Raw genomic sequence first — 20,264 nt, forward strand, 5'->3', positions numbered from 1 at the left:
TCCGGACTTTCAGTCCGTAATACTAACCCACCTACTTTAGTAGGTGGTTGTTAAGTTTCTTTTGAACGAGAACAGAGACACTAGCTGTTACTTAGCGACAATCAGCATCAATTCAACCCGACGATTACATGCTTTACCTTGGGCTGAAGCATTGTTACAAGCCGGAACGTATTCACCGAAGCCTCGAGTATAGATAGAGCGGCTAGATACATAGTTACTCTCTAATCGAGCTTTCACTTCTTTTGCACGCTGCTCTGATAGAGGATCATTGATTTGATCAGAACCTGTATTGTCGGTATGACCTTCAATCACAACATCGATATCTTGACGCTGAGAAAGATAACTGCCCAACGTATCTAACCAATGGTTGTAAGCGGGTTCAGGGAATGCAGAGCCTGTCTTAAAGTTCACATGTTGCTCAAGCTTTACCATTACATGGTTGCCAGGCAAGACTTCGAAATCGATACGGTTTTGTCTTAAAAAAACTTCCAGCGGGTCATTAGTCGAGACACCACGCCCATAGTTGGTAGTGATGGTTTTTTGTTGATAAGTGCTGCTCTGGACTGAATAACTGCGATTGCTCGCCACAGATGTCGTTTGAACCACACCCCATTCAGGATGCATAAGGTCGTAATCGGTTTGCGGTGCAGTATCTAGCAGATCGTCACCTAACATACCCGTTGGTAACGTCGTTTCACACCCTACCAAAGCTATGCTTAACATTATCGCTAAATATCTCATTACTTCACCAACCACTCATGCAGATAAACCATTCACTAATGTCTATATCGGCACTGAGGGAAAAACTTTAGACAAAAACTTTATACGAAAAGAAAGCACACCCAAAAAAAGTGCTTTTGATCACAGTTAACCGTCAACTAGCCTGTCATCACCCGCTGGTTCCAACTGTTTGCATTTATTTACCTTATAATTGTTTTCCAATTCGTACTAAATAGTTAGAATCTCACGACTTCTCAACGTTAGAGCAAACATTATGTTTAAACCATTTACTAAATTCATCACAGCACTCGCTGCCGTACTTATTATTGCGGGTTGTAGTGAAACAGACGAGCCACAGAAAGGCGTTCAATACGAAGCTCTTCCTACTGCTCTAACTGAATTTAACCTGTCTCCGATCACTGAAATCTTCTCTCTAAACTGTGGTCACTGCCGTCAAATGGAAAGTGCAATTCCAGAGATTGAATCTCTAACAGATCAAACTATTGGCAAGATGCACGTAACGTTCAATGAAAGTGCTCAAATTAGTGCAATGATCTACTACACAGCAGTGATGCAACTCGACGCGACACCTGATCACGCGTTCATGGACGACCTATTTGGTGCCGTTCAAATGGGTGCTGATGCAACGCCAGAACAACGTCAACAAGCTCTAGAGACTGCGTTCACTTCTCGCGGTCTAGTTAGCCCATACCAACTGAATAAAGAACAGCAAGTCGCTCTGTTTGACTACGTTAAGAAAGCAGAAGAGATTTCTGTAAAAGGCCAAATCAACTCAGTACCGACTTTTATCATCAATGGTAAGTACCAAGTCCTAACTGCAGGCCACCAAGATGTTCAAGGTATCGCAAAAACAATCAACTACCTTTTGACTCAGCCGTAACGGCTTTTCTCTATAAAGAATCAACAATAAATAGGTTTTACTATGTCTAAATTTATCATCCCGGTCATTGTCTTCATCTTGGCTGGTTTCATGATCTACCGTACTTGGATGAATCATAAGTCTGGTGACGAAAACTTCGAGCAAGGCCAACAGTTTCTTATCGAAAACGGTGCTAAAGAAGGGGTTGTTACGACTGAAAGTGGTCTTCAATACCTAGTTCTTGAAGAAGGTACTGGTACAGAGCACCCAACTAAGAACAGCAAAGTAACGGTTCACTACCACGGTACACTTATCGACGGCACTGTTTTCGACAGCTCTGTTGAGCGTGGCGAGCCGATTTCATTTGCTCTTAAACAAGTGATCAAAGGCTGGCAAGAAGGCTTGACTTACATGGTTGAAGGCCAAAAAGTTCGCCTGTTTATCCCAAGCCAATTGGCTTACGGTAAAGGTGGTTCAGGCCCTATTCCACCATCAGCAACTTTGATTTTTGATGTTGAGTTAATCTCTATCAAATAATCGAAGTGACCGATTTAAGCCCCAACATACGCGCTATGTTGGGGCTTTTTTATATGTGAACGTTTGAATAGTTGAAGCCACTTTTGCAACGACTGAATATACCGTCAAAAACCGCCCACTAGACGACTGGTCTAATTTAATTTATAGTACTGCCCATGAACGAAAAAACGAATGACACACGCCTGCATGTTTTAGATGTTGGCTACCAATTAATAGTGAACAACGGCTTTACGGGCGTTGGCTTATCGCAATTGCTTAAAGAAGCGGACGTGCCAAAAGGGTCGTTTTACCACTACTTTAAATCGAAAGAGCAATTTGGCGAGGCACTGATCCAGCACTATTTTGAGACCTACATCAGCAGAGTTGAAACTATTTTGGTTCATGGTGAAGGCAATCATTACCAGAGAATTATCAGTTATTTCACTCGATGGTCACAGATTGAAAACGGTACCTGTAACGCTCATAAATGCTTAGTCGTTAAGCTCAGTGCTGAAGTTTCTGATCTTTCTGATCCTATGCGTCAAGCCTTACTAAAAGGGGCTGAAAAAGTGACCTCTACGATACAACACTGTGTTGCTGGTGGTATTGAAGATGGCTCCATTAAGGCTGAAGACAGCCAAGAAACCGCTCAAAATCTATATTCTATGTGGTTGGGCGCAAGCTTATTGAGCAAATTAAGCCAGAGCTCACGCAGTTTAGAATCAGCTTTAAACCTAACCCAACAGATTTTAAAAGGTAAAAACTAACCACGTACTGTGTTTAGTTTTTATTAACGACAGATAACCCGCCCTCTTATCAATTTGATGACGGCGGGATTTTTAGACAACCAGACTAGACGACTGGTCTAATTCTAAATAAACATACTATAAAATTAAGGATATCCAATGACTCAACAAGACAATCGCCGCATCGTATTGGCTTCTCGCCCAGTTGGCGCACCGACTAAAGAAAATTTCCGTTTAGAAAACGTAGCTGCACCAACAATCAAAGACGGCGAGATGTTACTTCGCTCAGTTTACCTCTCTCTAGACCCATACATGCGTGGCCGAATGAGTGATGCGAAATCTTACGCTGATCCAGTCGCTATCGATGAAGTCATGGTGGGTGCAACTGTTTGTCAGGTTGAAGAATCAAACCACGCTGATTACGAAGTTGGCGAATGGGTTCTGGCTTACACAGGTTGGCAAGATCTTGGTGTATCTAACGGTGAAGGCCTAATCAAACTAGGCAAAGAACCAACGCACCCTTCTTACGCACTTGGCATCATGGGTATGCCTGGCTTTACAGCTTACATGGGCTTGCTTGATATCGGCCAGCCTAAAGAAGGCGACACTCTAGTCGTTGCGGCTGCAACAGGTGCAGTAGGCGCAACCGTTGGTCAAATCGGCAAACTAAAAGGCTGTCGTGTTATCGGCGTTGCAGGTGGCCAAGAGAAGTGTCAGTACGCGAAAGACGTGCTTGGCTTTGACGAATGTATCGACCACAAAGCTGACGACTTCGCAGAACAACTGGCTAAAGCGTGTGACAACGGCATCGACGTTTACTTTGAAAACGTTGGCGGTAAAGTATTCGATGCAGTAATGCCCCTGCTCAACACTGGTGCTCGTGTTCCTGTGTGTGGCCTTATCTCTCAATACAACGCAACTTCACTTCCTGAAGGCCCAGATCGCATGTCTAGCCTTATGGGTACACTGCTGGTCAAGCGTATTAAGATGCAAGGCTTCATTATCTTTGATGACTACGCACACCGTTACAACGAGTTTGCTGTTCAAATGACGGAATGGTTGTCTCAAGGAAAAATGCAGTACCGTGAGCACCTAGTTAAAGGTTTAGACGAAGCACCACAAGCTTTCATGGGCCTATTGGAAGGTCAAAACTTCGGCAAGCTTGTTATCAAAACTAACGAACCTAAATAACTCAATCGGCTGAAACCGTAAAATAGGTAGAATAATGATTACTTTACATCACCTAAATAAGTCACGTTCGAAGCGCATCATCTGGTTATTGGAAGAGCTTGGTGTTGATTATCAAATCAAACCATACCAACGAGACAGTGTCACGTTTCTAGCACCACCAGAATTGAAGTCTGTTCACCCATTGGGTAAATCTCCTGTCATTGAAGACGATGGCATCGTGATCACTGAATCTGGCGCTATCACGGAATACCTAATCGACAAATACGGTCAGGGTAAGTTCGCACCAACACGCGGCACAGCTGACTACGTAGAATATTCACAGTGGCTACATTTTGCTGAGAGTTCAGGTATTCTCCCGATGCTGCTTAAAATCTTTGTGATGAAAGACGGTTGCGAAACTAATTTCCTTGGCGGCTACGCTGACGATGAAAACCAAAAGATCTTAACTTACGTGAATAATGCACTTGAAGGTAAAACCTATTTAGTTGCAGACACACTAACAGGTGCTGATTTCATGATGTCGTTCATCGTAGAAATCGTTGGTAACTTTGGTGCAACTGCGCTTTACCCTAACATTGCTAAATACGGTAAGCTTTTGGCTGATCACCCTGCTTACCAAAAAGCAGAGCAAGTAGAGCTAGAACACTCGAACTGATCGAGTTTCACTCAAGCGCGTGCGTTCTTAGAATAAGTACGAGCAACTAAATGAAGCCAAAGCCGATTTATCTTTCGCTTTGGCTTCTCATTTGTCTTCATTTCGACAACAATACCGAACTCTAACTGAACAGCCATAGAGTTTGATCTTCATGTCAGCAAACCTTGCTCAATACACACCACTGCACCTAAAAAACGACAATACGAATGTAGACTTACCGCTACCGACTCGTTTTACGTTTCCGTATTACTATACTCCGCACCCGACGTGTGAATTAGCTATGTTGCAGCTTCAACAGTCGCTCATCGACTGTGGTGTGAATGAAACATCGCAAGGCAACCTCTATGCAGTGCTTCTTGTTCAGGATCCAACAACTCAGGAGCTAGGCTACCTTTCTGCGTTTTCAGGTTTGCAGTTAGAACCATCACTGACCTCTCAGTTAAAAAATATCGACTTCGTTCCACCAACATTCAATTCAGAAAAATTTCAATCTCAAAACAGTGCAAACCTCGCTCGCCAATCGCGACTAGCGGATAATATTGAAAAATTACAACAATCACACAACCTAGACGCATTAGAATCTGCTCTTGAATCGCTGAAAGCAGAATCAGCACAAGCTATCGAAGCCTTTCAGTTTAAAATGGCCGCGAACAAAGCTCAGCGTAACAAACTCAGAGAGCAAGCCAATCAAGAAAAGGCATTGGGAAATCTAGACTCAGCAGCGAACCTACTCAAACAATTAGGTAACCAAAGCAGCCAAGAGAAGCGCGACCTAAAAGCGCTCCGTATCGAGTGGAAACAAAAGATCGCAGAACGCCAGTCGCAAGTTGATGCCATCGAAAATGAACTAAAAAGCCGCAAGCAAGACTACCAAGCGATTTCGGGCGAATTAGAAGCGCAACGTTTGTCTCATTATCGCTTTATCAACCAAGCTCACGAATCAAAGAACCTGCTAGAACTGTTAGATGGCAAAGACGCACTTGAAGACTCTGGCGACTGCTGCCTACCGAAGTTGCTTAACTTTGCGTTTGAATACGGGCTTAAGCCGTTAGCTTTGTCTGAGTTTTGGTGGGGATTGCCTCCAACGGCTGTCATTCGTCAACACGCAAACCTATACCCTGTTTGCCAAAGCAAAAGCTTCGAGATCCTCGACCACCAGCTAAACGGCGTCGAATTAGAAGATAACCCGCTTATCGTGAACCCTGCGGTTGGTAAGTCGTTTGATATTGTCTACGAAGATGACCAGATCGTGGTGGTGAATAAACCCGAGGAGTTTCTCTCAGTTCCCGGTAAGTTTATCGAAGACTCGGTTTATACACGCATTAAAGCGCGCTACCCCGATGCAACAGGCCCTTTAATTATCCATAGGTTAGATATGTCGACGTCAGGCTTGTTGATCTTGGCGCTCACGGCAGAGTCAAACAAACACATTCAAAAGCAATTCATAGGTAGAACCGTAGAGAAACGATATACAGCTCTGTTAGATGGTGAAATCGACAGCAAATCTGGCGATATCAGCCTGCCCTTGCGCGGCGACATAACAGACAGACCAAGACAATTGGTTTGCCATGAACATGGACGTAACGCTGAAACTCATTGGGAAGCGGTCAGCACCAACAATGGCAAAACCAAGGTTCATTTATACCCTAAGACAGGCCGCACCCATCAGTTACGCGTACATTGCGCTCACCCGTCAGGCCTTGGTGTCCCAATCCGCGGTGATGACCTTTATGGCTACAAACGTGAACGTCTACACCTTCATGCGGGATATCTAAAACTGATTCACCCAACAACAGGCGAGTGGATCGAGTTTGAAGTGCCGTCAGAGTTTTAATCCAATCTTTAGCGTGGGGCTTTCGAGCCCTACTCTTCTCAAATATCCTGCAAGTAAGCTTTCACCCCTCGACCGACAAACCAAAACCAAAACCAAACACTAGTACCAGAAATCCAAGACTAAAAAGCTTGAACACAACAAAGTGACCATCGCGGGAATACCGTCCTTCCAAGTATCAAAGCGTAAGTGGAAATAAAGCGCCCCTATCGAAGTTGCCCCCAATATTGCACCGCCCATCAATTGAGTATGCTCTGATGAAACACCACATAAAGCTAAAATCAAAAGAGCAGCCCCAGTAAACTCGACTAACCCAACCAGCAACATCACCATTCTATTCAAGCCATAGCTTTTAAAGAAACCAAGCTGAATTTCAAACACTTTCTTTTGCCAACCAAGCGTCTTAATTGAACTCGCCAACACAAAAAACATCACCATCAAAATGCTTATTACTGTACTCATTTCGTCTACCTCTATAAGAATCATTAATTGCAACGATTCTATTTAATCATTCATAATCAAGGTGATAAATGCTAGTTTCATGATAGATTAGATTCCAGATTGGAATAGATAAACACAAGGTGATTAAGATGGATAAGATTGAGTGTATTCGTATCTTTGTGGAAACTGCGCAGCTGAACAGCTTTACCGCAGCTGCCAATAAACTCGACGTGACACAAAGTGCCGTCAGTAAAAAGATTGCGTGGTTAGAAAGTGATTTAGGAATGACGCTATTTCAGAGAAACAGCCGAAAAATATCCCTAACCCATGCAGGTAAAGACTACCTCATTTATTGTGTCCGCTTCTTAGAAGAGATGTCCGCCGTAGAAAGTCAGCTTAAGCGAGAAACCGAGTCTGTAGAGGGAGAATTGAAAATATCCGCGCCAAGCGCTTTTTCAACGATGTTACTCAGTGAGCCGCTTCAAGCTTTCATTGAACAGCACCCAGGTATCCGCATTAACCTCAGTGTCGACGACCGTATTGTTAACCTCAATGAACACAATATAGATGTCGCCATTCGAGCATCACAACTTGAAGACTCAGGGTTAAAAGCTCGCTTTCTTTTCAACAATAGAGTTCACTACTTTGCATCGCCCGATTACTTAAAAAATCACGGAAAACCTAAACATCCGCAAGATCTTAGCCAGCATAAGTGCTTAACTTATTCTCTGATGAACCCTGCAAACGAATGGCGTTTCAAAGACAAAGATCGCCAATGCACCAGTATGGAAGTAAACCAAATTTTCACGTCAGACAGTCCAGAAATGTTGCTTAAACTGGCGAGACAGGGTTTAGGTGTGGTTGCTTTACCGGATTGGATGGGCAAAGAATTTGTAGAGGCAGGGGAATTAGCGCAGTTATTAGAAGATTGGAGCAATGACTACTTGCCTATGTACGCGGTGTACCATGCAAGTGATTATTTGCCCCAACGAATTCGAGTATTTATTGATTTTATTGCGGAGTGTTTAAGTTCCACAAACAGTTAGAGCTCAACCAGAAATCAACCAATCGATCAATCAATAACTCAATAACTCATCAAGCCTCTATAAACGACCAATCAAACATTAAGATGGTACTTAGCCCATGACATCTGTGCGTTGTTCCACACACTCGTAAGAGCCCATTTCGAACTCACGGCAGATCCAAGGTCGGTTTTCGTAAATAGTACACATCAGTGTTTCTCTATCTACCGCAGAGCACCAACCGTCATCTAATCTCAGCATGGTTTCGCCGCCCCACTCGTCATAAGCAATATGCTCTTCAGGAACGCCGGTATCTGTGATGATCATAACCTCTAAACGACAACAGCATGCCTGACAATTGGCACAAGTTACTTCAGGTTCGGTTACGTTCTTTATCTCTATGGTCATAAGTGACTACACTGCTAAATTTTGCGTATAGTAATCGAAACCGTCCGCTACGGCTAATAAAGAAAGTAGATGACGGTGTTTTCATGGATGTAGAAATAACAATGGGCGTTGTGATTTGCTCACAACGCCCATTAAGTTTTCTCGTTTTAGCTGAATAACGACCCTATTTAGAATAGGCTCGCGAAAAACAACTTAACGTAATCCATCAGACGTTTGAATATTCCACCTTGTTCAACAGCCTCTAGCGCAATCAATGGCTGAGTTTGCACATCTTCACCATCGACTGTGTAATGAACCACACCTAGTGTTTGACCTTCTGCAATCGGTGCCTTCAACTCAGAATTAAGTTCAATCGATGCCGTTAGCTTTTTACTGTCTGACTTAGGCAGTGTGATAAACGTGTCTTCTGCAACACCCAGCTTCAAAGTATCTTTGGCACCAAACCATACCTTCTCTTCAGCGACTTCATCTCCACCTTGATGTGGGTTTAGCGTGTCAAAGAAACGAAAGCCATAGCTCAACAACTGTTTGCTGTCTGACTCACGGCTCTTAACGCTTGATGCGCCCATCACAACCGCGATAAGTCTCATCTCACCTTGTGTCGCCGAACTCGCTAAACTGTAGCCAGCGCCAGAGGTATAGCCCGTCTTCATGCCATCAACCGTCAAGCTTCTATCACGCAGTAAGCCATTACGGTTGTGTTGTGTGATGCCGTTGTAACTGAACGAACGTTCGCTGTATAAGCCATAAACATCCGGTAAATCACGAATAATCGCACGACCTAGTAGTGCAATATCGTAAGGAGTCGAATAAAGATCGTCAGCGTCTAAACCATGCGCGTTCGCAAAATGGGTGTTTTCTAGTTTCAGAGACGTAGCCCAAGAGTTCATAAGATCCACAAATGCATCTTGTGAGCCCGCAACGTGTTCCGCAATCGCAACACTCGCATCGTTACCTGATTGAATAATCAAGCCGCGGTAAAGGTCCATCATTGCTACATCGGTGTTCACTTCGATGAACATTTTTGAAGAGTCAGGGAAGTTCTTTGCCCACGCGTTCTCGCTGATTCGTACCTGATCGTCAGCAGAGATGTTGCCTCGCTTCATCTCTTGCCCAGCCACATAGCTGGTCATTAGTTTAGTCAAACTCGCTGGGTTTAACTTAGTGTGTGCGTTTTTTTCTACCAGCACATCACCAGAATTAAAATCAATTAACACATACCCTTTTGCGCCTAGGCTAGGTGGGCTTGGTACTATAGAGGGTGCTGCGATAGCTGCATTACTTACCATCGCTGCGTTACTTACAATGAATATACTTAATAGAGGGAGAGAGTATTTGGAAAACAGTTTCATTGAATCAAACCTAAGTTAACGTTTTGAGCAGTATAGACAAATGCTAGCAAAAGAAGCGCGAACTTTACGTTGCTTTACGTATTTGTACCATTCGTTACAAATAAAAAAGTATAATCTGCGATCTGACCATATTTTCAACAACTAATATTGACTCAACGAATGCATCCAACGTCTAATTCTATCGCTCAGGAATGCGTCTAAATAACATTTCAACAAAGCCAGTAATACGCTGTTTGCTCTCGCTTGGCTCTAAATCAGGTTGAATGCCAGACTGTGCTAATGCTTGCCATTGTACGACCTGAGAGTTAGGTACGAAAAAAGCAATGTACAGCGATCCTTTCTCGGCGACCTTTCCGTCACCATCATAAAATGGCACCCCCGTTGAAAGCTTAATCGCATCGAAAATCGAGTCATCATTTAACTCTGATTCTTCGGCTAATCCAAAACCGACAACAACATCACCAACTGCACCATTTTGATTCAGTTGATAACCTTTCGTAGCGAGTTGATCTTCAATCGCATCACGCACTAGATCGGTTACTACGGTCTCATCGTATTTTTGAGAAAGGTAAACCTGCTCTGATTCAGGGTGCCACGAGTACGTCGTTACTCCGTGTTTCATGAACTCAAAATCACCACTGGTGACCACACCATAATTGTGTGTTGGCGGCATTTCTTGTGTGGTACATGCTGTCATTCCAATCGCTATCAAAGCCAATAACACTGCTTTTTTTATGCTTTTTGTTGCACAAATGGATCGTTTTATCATTCGCGGCTTCCTTACCTATATAAGAATAAATATCAATTAACCTCCCAACATAAATAGTAATTATGTTAATAGAAAGGTCATTAAACGTTTGCGTAATCGCTAACCTTCACTTCTGCCCGTTTTGGGGGTTTAATCACAAAAACAGAGTTGGTATAGTCTACCTCGTTAAACATAACCAGACCATTCGAGGCACGGAGCTTCCTCAATCATCTCATGAAGAGAAGAATTGGTACCGACAAAGTATCGGCAAATTTAAGAGGGTCAAACAATGGAATTCAATATGGTTGAAATTTTAGGTTACGCGGCATCTATTATGGTCGCAATTTCATTAACAATGAAAGATATCGTTCGTCTGCGTGTCCTTAACTTTATTGGCTGTACTCTCTTTACAGCATACGGCGTTATGATTGACGCATGGCCAGTGGTCGCGACCAACGGTTTCATCGCTTGTGTAAACATCTACTTCCTTGCAAAAATGCAAAAGGAAAAAAAAACGGAAGCGATGAAAGCAGCGAAAGCTTAAATTAGCGATTAGCATTTCAAATATTTCTGAAAAGCCCAAATAGAGCGATCTATTTGGGCTTTTTTGTGTCTGTCGTTCTCAAGAGCATGATTTCCAATCTTCCAGCCTTTGAAGACATCGATTCTTTCAACTGATCACATATAAGCAACGCGATATTCGTTCTTTTGATACGTCTGAGTGTTGTTACGTCCTCTCTCTTTTGCTTGATAAAGCGCTTTGTCAGATTTATCGATCGCTGTTTCAATATCAGTGAGCGCTCGATCGTGACAGCAGCCAGCACTGATTGTGACAGGTGACACCAAACCTTGCAGTTGCTCTACACTTCGTCTGAGTTCCTCAGACAATTCGAATAACTCACGCTCATCACAATCAAACGTCACCAAAATAAACTCTTCACCGCCATAGCGTGCAATCAAGCGACGACGATTAACAAATCTCTTCAGTGATTTTGCGACCTCACAGATAACCCTATCGCCTTGAGCATGACCATATTGATCGTTCACCCGTTTGAAATGGTCAATATCAAGCAAAATGACACCGACATTTGTTAGCGGATAAGGCGACCTTTGAGCAATTTTCAGCTTTAACTGCTCGATAAAACTCCGCCGGCTAGGAAGGCCTGTGAGGTAATCGAGGCTAGCCACATCTAAGAGCTTTAAGTGACGATGCCGCAAGTAAAGCACCAGAACAACAATGATACTCAATAGGCTCACGACCAACGTCATCAAACTTGCCAACAACAAGCTGTGGTTTTTGTTGAGCTCTTGCTCTAAGACACCAGCAGAAATAACCCAATTCAGATACGGATAAAACTTGTAGAAGATGTTTTTACTCGTCGTGCCATCTGCCGTAGAGATAGAGTAACTAAAGTGACCTTCAGGTTCATCGACGACTTTATCGATAAGCAACTCTGAAGAGTCATCAATCAAGGCTTTTAAGTGCTCGTGTTCAAAGTTAGGTTGAAGGACTAACCTGCCCTGTAAATCAACGATATATACATAACCACTATCGCCATACGAGTACTTTCTCAATTTGTCTTTAAGTGCTTCGAGATCAACCAGATACATCAGTTCATCTTTATAAGTGGTCGCCACCAATGTATTGCCACTCGGTAGCCTCACTGAATATGCGACCTTCGCACGCTTGCCGACTTCATGTGGATTGGCGTGCGAGTATTGGGTCATTCCAGACTGTAAGCTCAGTTGTTGTTGAATATGGGTTAAATGCGCGCGATTTTGCCCTTGTAAAAACGGGTGATATAGATGAATACCTTGTGGTGACATCAGGTAGATATAACCAGACTCTCCAATCACCAATTCGTTGGCAATTCGAATGACTTCTTCAACTTCTTGTTCTGGAGTGACATGAAGTGTGTGAGAGGCGACTGTATCAGTCACACCTTTGAGATAGGTTTTGATCGCTTCGTTGACTGTGGTATCTACGATGTCGTAACTCGCGTTCACAATAGTACGAAAGAAGAATTGGTTGGATTCTAATAGTGATTCTTTCGTCCGGTTGAATTGAACAGCAGAGAGGATCAGAGAAACTACGGCCAGCACAATTGAGAAACTAAGAATGTATTTACGTCTGACTTTCAAGATTACACCATAGCTTTCTAATTTTAGGTAACGCTATTTTTTGTTATAGGCAGACTGTTTTATATCATACTTATCTTTTTTACTGAACGAGTGTCGATATTCTGAGAGGTTTCTATACGCAATCTGTGACTTATAGCAAAAACGCCGAACTGGATTCAGTTCGGCGTTTTAATTTTACGCTTCAGTTATGTATTTAAATCAAACTAAGATACTGATAAGTAAACTTAAAATCATTCGAATTCGTTATCTATAAATACATAATCTAGCGTTAGATTAAGAACAAACCTGAGTCCAGCTACCATCACTGCCCGGTTCAGAACTTGTCCACCAGTTTGCTTGGTAAATACTGCCGTTGTGAACCACTTGGTCACCTGTGTTTGCATGGCTTGGATTACCCGCCCAATCTTTCTGAGGTAAATCTGGGTAAACAGCTAAACCAGCTGTATCACATGTACCAGGGTTTGTGCCACCATCGCCAGGGTTACCGCCACCTGAACTGATATCACCTAATGGTAGGTCTGGTTGCTCAAAGCTAAAGGCATAATCGACACCATTCACGCTTACTGCATAGTTAGCAGGGCCTGAGATTGGCAAGTAATACACCATATCTAGCTCATACACACCACCAGCTGGAAGCTCTTCCCATGTAGGCAGAGTAAACGCCACTCGGTGCATGGTTCCATCTAATCCACCGATGTTATCCGCACGAGTATGACCCGAAGCAATCACAGTTAAACCACCACCCGATTGATCTTTCGCGTTATCAGGTGCTGACACTGGGATATCGAACTGGAACTCGGTACCGCCTGGAAGTGCTTGACCGGTGTTGTTTGTAAACGTGATCTTAGGATTGATTGGATAGTTTTGGTCACCGACTTTGAAGCCACCAACTGAAACCGTAATATCTAACGCTTCTGTCGGGATCGCGCCAGTCGCCACTTTGTTTCCATATGGAGTCGCAGACTTAAACTTATCGTAGATAGCTTTCGTCATGGTGTTACCCATATGGAACTCACCGTTACCGCTATTACACGCTTGTTCGGTCGTATCGATAGACGTTCGGTTGCCACTCGCATCGAGTACATAACAGTTATAATCCCCTGCTAGTTCCCAGAACATGATGCCGCCGATCTCTTTGTCGATAACGTAGTCTGCTTTCACATCAATAGACTGTTTATCTTCCGTTGAAAGGAATACGCCCTTCTCTGCATTCCACAACCAAGGAGCAACCGCCACACTGTCATAGTTACGCGTGTAAGTGCCTGCTAAAACATCAGATGGATCATTCACAGGATCAAGCTTGTAAGCCTCAGCGTAAGAGCCCCAAATACCTTTCTCTAGGTTCTTAGCATGCCACATTGGGTTAGAGCCCGCGCCCATTTCGTTGCCCTTCGGATCGGTATCGTGCCACATGTTGTCGATACCAATTGCACCATGACCACAATTGTTCTTCTCTCCTTCACCCGTACCTGCTGAACATTCAGCTTGGTTTGGCAGTGCAGCTCGGCCCCAAAGACCATTTTCGCCTCCAGTTACACCTTGCCAACCACGAGTGTAATAAGGCACACCGATGTTAATACGACCAGCTGGCATAGAACCACGGAAGTAATGGTAAGCCCAATCCGTGTTCAGATAACCGATACCACCGTAAGCCGCAGTGCCGTAAACGTTCCACTGTGCTAACTCTGAATCTTTACCTGTATCAAACAACGCAGCGTTATGACCTACGTGATCGTTCCACGCACCGTGAAGGTCATAAGACATGATGTTCACGTAATCAAGATACTTAGTCACATCGAATGTTTCCATACCGCGTAACAGGTAACCAGAAGAAGGCGCCGCGATCGTTAACATGTAGTGATTGCCATCTTGTGCAGACGCCGCATCAAGCTTCTCACGCAACACCTTCATCAACACTTGGTACGAAGCCCATAGGTACTGACGACGTGGTTCCATAAAGTCTTTATCGTATGGATTACCTGCGCCCGCCATTGAAGTCGGGTATTCGTAATCGATATCTAGACCATCGAACTGGTACTTACGCAGCATTTCAACCGCAGAAGTTGCAAATGTTTCGATACCTTGATGGTTGATAGAGCCGTCAGCATTTGTGGTCATAGTATAGAAACCACCATCAGCCACTCGACTGCCATCAGTCGCGAAGTGACCACCGGTTTCGGCCCAACCACCAATAGAGATTAATGTTTTAACGCCGTGTTTTTTCTTCGCTGTCGCTAACGCACCAAAGTGACCTTTGAAGCCTAAGGTAGGATCAACTTCAACGCCCGGCCACTCTTTACCAACCGCTGCGTTTTCAGGATCGTTTACATCACCCACATTTACTTTGCCATCTGAGCCAATGCTTACGAAAGCGTAGTTAATGTGTGTAAGTTGCTCCCAAGGAATATCATTTACTAAGTAAGCAGCTTGTGGGTCGTCCCCTGCACGCCAACTTGTGAAGTAACCAATTACACGACGTGGGTGATCCGCACCCATCTTCTCACGGCCTTCATCATCGTAAATCGTACAGTAAGGTACATCGACACCTTGAGTTTGATACAGGCCATCAGGACGACAAGTGCTCACCGTTGGAGCTCCGTTAACCGTCAAAGAAGCTAGCGCTGAATCAGCCGTTGCGCCTTGGTTGTCGGTTGCTTTCGCGTAAACCGCTAAAGAGCCGGCTTGAGTCGTTGTGTAGTCTAATGTGTATGGGCTTGTCGCTGCTGTACCCACAAGGGCGCCAGCTACGTAGAAATCAACCTTATCGACAGTGCCATCGCTATCTGCTGCTGTTGCAGTAAGCGTTACCACACCACCAACATCGACCGCGGTTGCTGAAAGCGCAACTGAAACTGTCGGTGCTTCATTACCTGGTTGCACTGAATCAACAGAAACAGAAACCGCGCTTGCAACACTTGCTGCGCCTTCATTGTCCGTTGCAACAACTGAAATCTGATGGTTACCAGACGTTGCAGCCCAAGCCGCTTCAAACGGTGCCGCTGTCACAACCGCGACCGAAGAACCATTAACAAAGAATTCTACCGAAGCAACACTGCCATCAGCGTCCAGTGCTGTTGCGCTTAATACGACGTTGTCACCCTCAACAATCACATCTGATGCCGTTGGCGCTGTTAACGAAGCCGTTGGTGCTTCATTTGGTGTACCACCGCCTCCATTGCCGCTACACACATCTAGCTTTTTCCATTGTGCATAGTCACCTTCAAATTGACTCGGGTTGTTGTTCTGATTCCAGTAATTTGCTGAGTACGCGCTGCCGTCATGTGAAACCTGATCACCACCGGTGTACACCGTGGCAGAGTCCCACGTTTCTAACGTTGAACAATCAACAGCCGCATAACTGTTGAACGCCATCAAGCATGACGCGGTGAGAGTACTGAGTGTAAAAACCTTCTTGGCCACTCTTCCTTGGTTTAGGTGCATGTTAGCTATCCCTTAAGTTGTTGTTTCAAGATGTTTAATTTAAGTGGCACTTTCTTTACCACTTAAATCTCTTCGCAAAACAACTGTAGGTAACAGCGCCAATTAAACACCTAAAATATTCAGTATTTATAAAATGACTCGCATTAATTTGTTTATAGCATGCAATGAGTCGACACTTATTTTGCACCAACAACTAATATTAATTTATTTCGGAAAGCTAAAAAATAATGTCTCAAAAATCAGAAATGTGACACAGCGTTGAGAAAAAATCCGTATTAAAACTAACCAAAAAGTAGAGATTTATAGATGATTTGGGTTTCTTTTGGGAATTCGCCCACTTTTTGGTAACAAATGTGTTAGTATCTGCGGCTTTTTTGACGAACCTCACATTTCTATGCAAGTGTGGGAGAAATACATAGGCTTGAAAGAGCCAAATATAGCGAAGAAATAATGTCCAACTTGACGCAAGTCGCCAACGAAAACATCAACGCAGAATCTACTTCTATCGATTTCAACAAAGCTCAATCTTTGGGGGAAAAACTGGAACTCGGAAACCCAGTCTTTTGGCTTAGTGGCAGTTTTTTAACCCTCTTTGTCATCCTCGCTTTCACCAACACCTCCGTGTTGTCCGAACTTGTTAACATCGGCTTTAGTTACTCAACTAAGTGGTTCGGTGCTTTCTGGCAAGTCCTACTACTACTTAACTTCATTATCGGCTTAGTGCTTGCACTAGGGCGCACAGGCCACGTTCGTTTAGGAACGCTTGCCTTCCCTGAAATGACCACCTTTAAATGGATGTCTATCGTCCTATGTACGCTGCTAGCCGGCGGTGGTGTGTTCTGGGCAGCGGCAGAGCCTATTGCTCACTTCGTTTCAGCTCCGCCTCTTTATGGCAACGCAGATCCTCAAGCGATGGCGTTCAATGCCCTATCACAATCTTTCATGCACTGGGGTTTCCTTGCATGGGCAATCTTAGGCGGTTTGTCTTCTATCGTGTTAATGCACCTGCATTACGACAAAGGTCTTCCTCTTAAGCCTCGTACTCTGCTTTACCCAGTACTTGGCGACAAAGCAATTAATAGCTGGATTGGTAACGTAGTCGACGCGTGTAGCATTGTGGCAGTAGCTGCAGGTACTATCGGTCCTATTGGTTTCCTTGGCCTACAAATCAGCTACGCTCTGAGCGAACTGTTTGGCATTTCAGACAGCTTTGCGACTCAAAGTGTTGTTATCGTATTTGCTATCGCAATGTACACGCTGTCTGCATTAAGTGGCGTAAACAAGGGCATCCAACTGGTTAGCCGTTACAACATCATCTTGTCCGTGTGCCTAATCGGCTACATCCTGCTAGTCGGCCCAACGAGCTTCATCATTGATGGCTACCTGCAAGGTATGGGCGAAATGGTCGATAACTTCATCCCTATGGCGCTTTACCGCCAAGATACAGCGTGGCTAGGTGGCTGGACTGTATTCTTCTGGGGTTGGTTCTTGGGCTATGGTCCGATGATGGCGATCTTCATTGCTCGTATCTCACGTGGCCGTACCATTCGACAAATGATCGTATCTATCAGCATCGTTGCACCGCTTGTAACTTGTTTCTGGTTCAGCATCGTTGGTGGTAGTGGTTTAGCGTTTGAATTAGAGAACCCAGGCGTGATTTCTAGTGCGTTTGAAGGCTTTAACCTTCCAGCTGTTCTTCTAGCAATTACAGCGCAACTGCCGTTCCCTACTTTGATTGCGATTCTGTTCTTAATCCTGACGACCACGTTCATCGTGACGACAGGTGATTCAATGACCTACACAATCAGTGTAGTAATGACAGGCACAACAGAGCCGAACGCAGCGGTACGTACCTTCTGGGGTATCATCATGGGTGCGGTAGCCATTGCACTTATCTCAATGGGCTCTGGCGGCATCTCAGCCCTACAGTCGTTCATTGTGATCACAGCCGTTCCTGTATCGTTCATCTTATTACCGTGTTTATGGCACGCACCGAAGATCGCGAAGCAGATGGCAAGAGATCAAGGCATCGCTTAATACCTAATCCGATTTAGTTTCGGGTAGCGTGTAAAACAATAAAGCCACTCAGATTCACCTGAGTGGCTTTGTTTTATCTGTTCGCTGCCTAATTGATTAGCTGATTAGCGTTTATATCGACTAATGCTTACTTCTACCGATATTTCTGCTTATTGAAACTTCTCACCCGCAGCAACCATAAACGACATCTCAACCAACAGCTCTGGATTCGCCAGTTCAGCTTTTACACATGCACGGCTTGGTGCGCTGCCTTCAGGAAACCACGAGTCCCACACTTCATTCAGTGCATCAAAGTTAGCGAAATCTGTTAGGTAAATAGTCACCGACAATACGCGAGATTTATCACTGTCGACCAAGCTCATCATTTCTTCAGCTTGATCAAAAACTTGCTGAACTTGACTCTTAATTCCTGCAGATGTATCCGTCTCTGGTACTTCAACAAAACTTGCGATGCCATTAAATACAGTTACATCAGACCAACGTTTGGTCGGGTTAATTCTATGGATTTTCACGGTCAATTCTCTTCTTATAATTTGGATTTACGTCAGCGTAATCTAATCCAAATTCCTAATATTGAAAACATAAATTAGAAAGCTCTACCTCTCCAGTGGAGCACCATTCTTTTATGGACGGCGTTCAACTCGTGCCGACACCACAATTGAAGAGTCTGTCTTCCTCTCAACTTCAAAACAACCGCCAGAACTTGAAAGCTGACGAACTGAAAGTTTATCTTTCCCTAACTTATCAAACCAATATGGAGCCAGTGAACATTGTGCCGAACCTGTCGCTAAATCCTCCGAAATACCGATTTTCGGCGCAAAATAGCGCAAAACATAACTGTCATCTGAACTTTTGGCTGTCACCATCACCGCATGCAGATCTTTAATTTTTTTATATAATTCAAAGTCAGGCGAAAAATTCCTTACAGCTTCCTCTGAATCCAAAATCAGCACTAAATCTCTTGTAGAAAAAGCTTCGACAACAGGTTGATTTAAAACCGTCAAATCGATTGGAACATCACTTAACTGCGAGTAAAGTTTACCGTTCCAGCTTGGCAGCTCTATTTGAGACAAGTCTTCCTTTCTAGCAATCACGACCTGTCCATAATCACTATTTAGGGTCACCTCATTGAGCTTATACTTTTCGATCAAACTAGTGCCTGCAGCCAAACTACCATGACCACAAAGGTTTATCTCACCATCTAAGGCGAACCAACGAATATCAAAAGCATTCCCCGATTTCACGACGAAAGCTGTGACTGGCAGTGCGAGTTGATGCGTTACTTCTAGTAATTCCGAGTCGGCTAACCATTGGCCAAGTTCTACGACCCCACAAGGGTTACCTTTCGCTGACTCCCCACCAAATACATCATATATAAACGCTTTGATAACCTATCTCCTTATTCTGTCATCTAAAGCTCTCATTCAAAGCTCTAGTCTCTTTTTCTTTACACAAATCATTAGCATAGAGAGCACCAAAAGTACCAAGCATTATGATTCATACAGAAAACTAATACTCTCACAGCGAAATTAATTTTGCACTAGTGCGGTCATATTCAGGGATTTTATTAAATGGAGTACTTTTATGCATGTTCAAACCTATGATTTAAAACAGAGTAATGTGGGATATAACCTTGGTGTGATTGGCGTAGCATTAGTGCTCGCTTGGATTGGTATTTATAAGTTTACGCCAACCGAAGCGATGCTCATTGAACCGCTAATCGCAAATCATCCTGCAATGAACTGGCTTTATAATCTGTTCTCAGTACAAGCGGTGTCTAACATGGTAGGTGGCGCGGAGATCATTGTCGCGATAGGACTGATCGTTGGATTTAAGAAACCGACAATTGCTTTCTACTCAGGTATTGCTGCAGCGGCTATCTTTGTTGTGACACTCAGCTTCTTAATTACAACGCCAAATGCTTGGAAAGTATCGGATGGCATCTTAGTCACTAATTTCTTCCTAGTGAAAGATATCTTGTTTTTGGCTATCGCGATTAGCGTAATCGAACGTAACAAACCTCAGAAGTAACCGTAAATCTATAAGTGGCCGTAACTAGAAGTAACCTTAAACCTTGAACTTAACAACCACCTACTAAAGTAGGTGGGTTAGTATTACGGACTGAAAGTCCGGA

At 43.8% G+C, this 20,264-nt stretch carries 19 protein-coding genes; 10 read left to right on the forward strand and 9 right to left on the reverse strand.

Annotated elements, in window-relative coordinates:
- Positions 1 to 87: 87 nt before the first annotated feature.
- Positions 88 to 723, reverse strand: a complete 636-nt coding sequence (locus tag ED652_RS21080; protein ID WP_122056064.1) for an OmpA family protein — start codon at positions 721 to 723, stop codon at positions 88 to 90.
- A gap of 271 nt (positions 724 to 994) precedes the next feature.
- Between ED652_RS21080 and ED652_RS21090 the strand changes: the two genes are divergently transcribed.
- From ED652_RS21090 to ED652_RS21115, 6 genes are all read left to right on the forward strand, one after another.
- Positions 995 to 1,621 carry a thioredoxin domain-containing protein gene (locus tag ED652_RS21090; RefSeq protein WP_099165583.1) on the forward strand — a complete coding sequence of 209 codons (627 nt, stop codon included), beginning with the start codon at positions 995 to 997 and terminating at the stop codon, positions 1,619 to 1,621.
- Between the two features lie 42 nt (positions 1,622 to 1,663).
- Positions 1,664 to 2,137 (forward strand): FKBP-type peptidyl-prolyl cis-trans isomerase, encoded by a 474-nt coding sequence (locus tag ED652_RS21095; RefSeq protein WP_017109506.1) that lies wholly within the window; start codon positions 1,664 to 1,666, stop codon positions 2,135 to 2,137.
- 155 nt (positions 2,138 to 2,292) lie between these two features.
- Positions 2,293 to 2,883: a TetR/AcrR family transcriptional regulator gene (locus tag ED652_RS21100; protein ID WP_122056065.1), complete on the forward strand. Its 591-nt coding sequence runs from the start codon at positions 2,293 to 2,295 to the stop codon at positions 2,881 to 2,883.
- Between the two features lie 138 nt (positions 2,884 to 3,021).
- Positions 3,022 to 4,053: an NADP-dependent oxidoreductase gene (locus ED652_RS21105; protein WP_122056066.1), complete on the forward strand. Its 1,032-nt coding sequence runs from the start codon at positions 3,022 to 3,024 to the stop codon at positions 4,051 to 4,053.
- Between the two features lie 34 nt (positions 4,054 to 4,087).
- Positions 4,088 to 4,708, forward strand: coding sequence for a glutathione S-transferase family protein (locus tag ED652_RS21110; protein ID WP_004731417.1), 621 nt, complete (start codon positions 4,088 to 4,090; stop codon positions 4,706 to 4,708).
- 151 nt (positions 4,709 to 4,859) lie between these two features.
- Positions 4,860 to 6,542 (forward strand): RluA family pseudouridine synthase, encoded by a 1,683-nt coding sequence (locus ED652_RS21115; RefSeq protein ID WP_122056067.1) that lies wholly within the window; start codon positions 4,860 to 4,862, stop codon positions 6,540 to 6,542.
- A 99-nt stretch (positions 6,543 to 6,641) separates the two neighbouring features.
- On the opposite strand, the gene ED652_RS21120 is transcribed toward ED652_RS21115, so the two are convergent.
- Positions 6,642 to 7,025, reverse strand: coding sequence for a DoxX family protein (locus ED652_RS21120; RefSeq protein ID WP_102464992.1), 384 nt, complete (start codon positions 7,023 to 7,025; stop codon positions 6,642 to 6,644).
- Between the two features lie 104 nt (positions 7,026 to 7,129).
- On the opposite strand from ED652_RS21120, the gene ED652_RS21125 reads away from it, so the two are divergent.
- The gene (locus tag ED652_RS21125) at positions 7,130 to 8,026 is read left to right on the forward strand and encodes a LysR family transcriptional regulator (protein WP_122056068.1); all 897 of its coding nucleotides are present in this window, start codon (positions 7,130 to 7,132) and stop codon (positions 8,024 to 8,026) included.
- Between the two features lie 90 nt (positions 8,027 to 8,116).
- Here the strand turns inward: ED652_RS21125 and ED652_RS21130 are convergent, their stop codons facing one another.
- The 3 genes from ED652_RS21130 to ED652_RS21140 all read right to left on the reverse strand — a co-directional run bounded on the left by ED652_RS21130 (position 8,117) and on the right by ED652_RS21140 (position 10,531).
- Positions 8,117 to 8,410, reverse strand: coding sequence for a YkgJ family cysteine cluster protein (locus tag ED652_RS21130; protein WP_017076090.1), 294 nt, complete (start codon positions 8,408 to 8,410; stop codon positions 8,117 to 8,119).
- Positions 8,411 to 8,577: 167 nt separating this feature from the next.
- Positions 8,578 to 9,762 (reverse strand): D-alanyl-D-alanine carboxypeptidase family protein, encoded by a 1,185-nt coding sequence (locus tag ED652_RS21135; protein WP_061025773.1) that lies wholly within the window; start codon positions 9,760 to 9,762, stop codon positions 8,578 to 8,580.
- A 178-nt stretch (positions 9,763 to 9,940) separates the two neighbouring features.
- Positions 9,941 to 10,531 (reverse strand): DUF4136 domain-containing protein, encoded by a 591-nt coding sequence (locus tag ED652_RS21140; protein WP_122056069.1) that lies wholly within the window; start codon positions 10,529 to 10,531, stop codon positions 9,941 to 9,943.
- A gap of 268 nt (positions 10,532 to 10,799) precedes the next feature.
- Here ED652_RS21140 and ED652_RS21145 point away from each other — a divergent pair, with 268 nt between their 5' ends.
- Positions 10,800 to 11,054: a YgjV family protein gene (locus ED652_RS21145; protein WP_010430226.1), complete on the forward strand. Its 255-nt coding sequence runs from the start codon at positions 10,800 to 10,802 to the stop codon at positions 11,052 to 11,054.
- 134 nt (positions 11,055 to 11,188) lie between these two features.
- Here ED652_RS21145 and ED652_RS21150 read toward each other — a convergent pair whose 3' ends face one another.
- The gene (locus tag ED652_RS21150; RefSeq protein WP_122056070.1) at positions 11,189 to 12,652 is read right to left on the reverse strand and encodes a sensor domain-containing diguanylate cyclase; all 1,464 of its coding nucleotides are present in this window, start codon (positions 12,650 to 12,652) and stop codon (positions 11,189 to 11,191) included.
- Positions 12,653 to 12,925: 273 nt separating this feature from the next.
- Positions 12,926 to 16,093: a glycosyl hydrolase family 18 protein gene (locus ED652_RS21155; protein ID WP_122056071.1), complete on the reverse strand. Its 3,168-nt coding sequence runs from the start codon at positions 16,091 to 16,093 to the stop codon at positions 12,926 to 12,928.
- A gap of 450 nt (positions 16,094 to 16,543) precedes the next feature.
- Here ED652_RS21155 and ED652_RS21165 point away from each other — a divergent pair, with 450 nt between their 5' ends.
- Positions 16,544 to 18,130 carry a BCCT family transporter gene (locus ED652_RS21165; protein WP_029226019.1) on the forward strand — a complete coding sequence of 529 codons (1,587 nt, stop codon included), beginning with the start codon at positions 16,544 to 16,546 and terminating at the stop codon, positions 18,128 to 18,130.
- A 149-nt stretch (positions 18,131 to 18,279) separates the two neighbouring features.
- Here the strand turns inward: ED652_RS21165 and ED652_RS21170 are convergent, their stop codons facing one another.
- Positions 18,280 to 18,642: a RidA family protein gene (locus ED652_RS21170; RefSeq protein WP_017109495.1), complete on the reverse strand. Its 363-nt coding sequence runs from the start codon at positions 18,640 to 18,642 to the stop codon at positions 18,280 to 18,282.
- Between the two features lie 111 nt (positions 18,643 to 18,753).
- On the reverse strand, positions 18,754 to 19,518 hold the full coding sequence (locus ED652_RS21175) for a PhzF family phenazine biosynthesis protein (RefSeq protein WP_162929971.1): 765 nt from the start codon (positions 19,516 to 19,518) through the stop codon (positions 18,754 to 18,756).
- Between the two features lie 196 nt (positions 19,519 to 19,714).
- Between ED652_RS21175 and ED652_RS21180 the strand changes: the two genes are divergently transcribed.
- Positions 19,715 to 20,161: a DUF417 family protein gene (locus ED652_RS21180; RefSeq protein ID WP_004731440.1), complete on the forward strand. Its 447-nt coding sequence runs from the start codon at positions 19,715 to 19,717 to the stop codon at positions 20,159 to 20,161.
- The last annotated feature ends 103 nt before the right edge of the window (positions 20,162 to 20,264 follow it).

This window comes from Vibrio sp. Evd11 (assembly GCF_900382755.1).
GTDB classification, from domain to species: Bacteria; Pseudomonadota; Gammaproteobacteria; order Enterobacterales; family Vibrionaceae; genus Vibrio; species Vibrio lentus.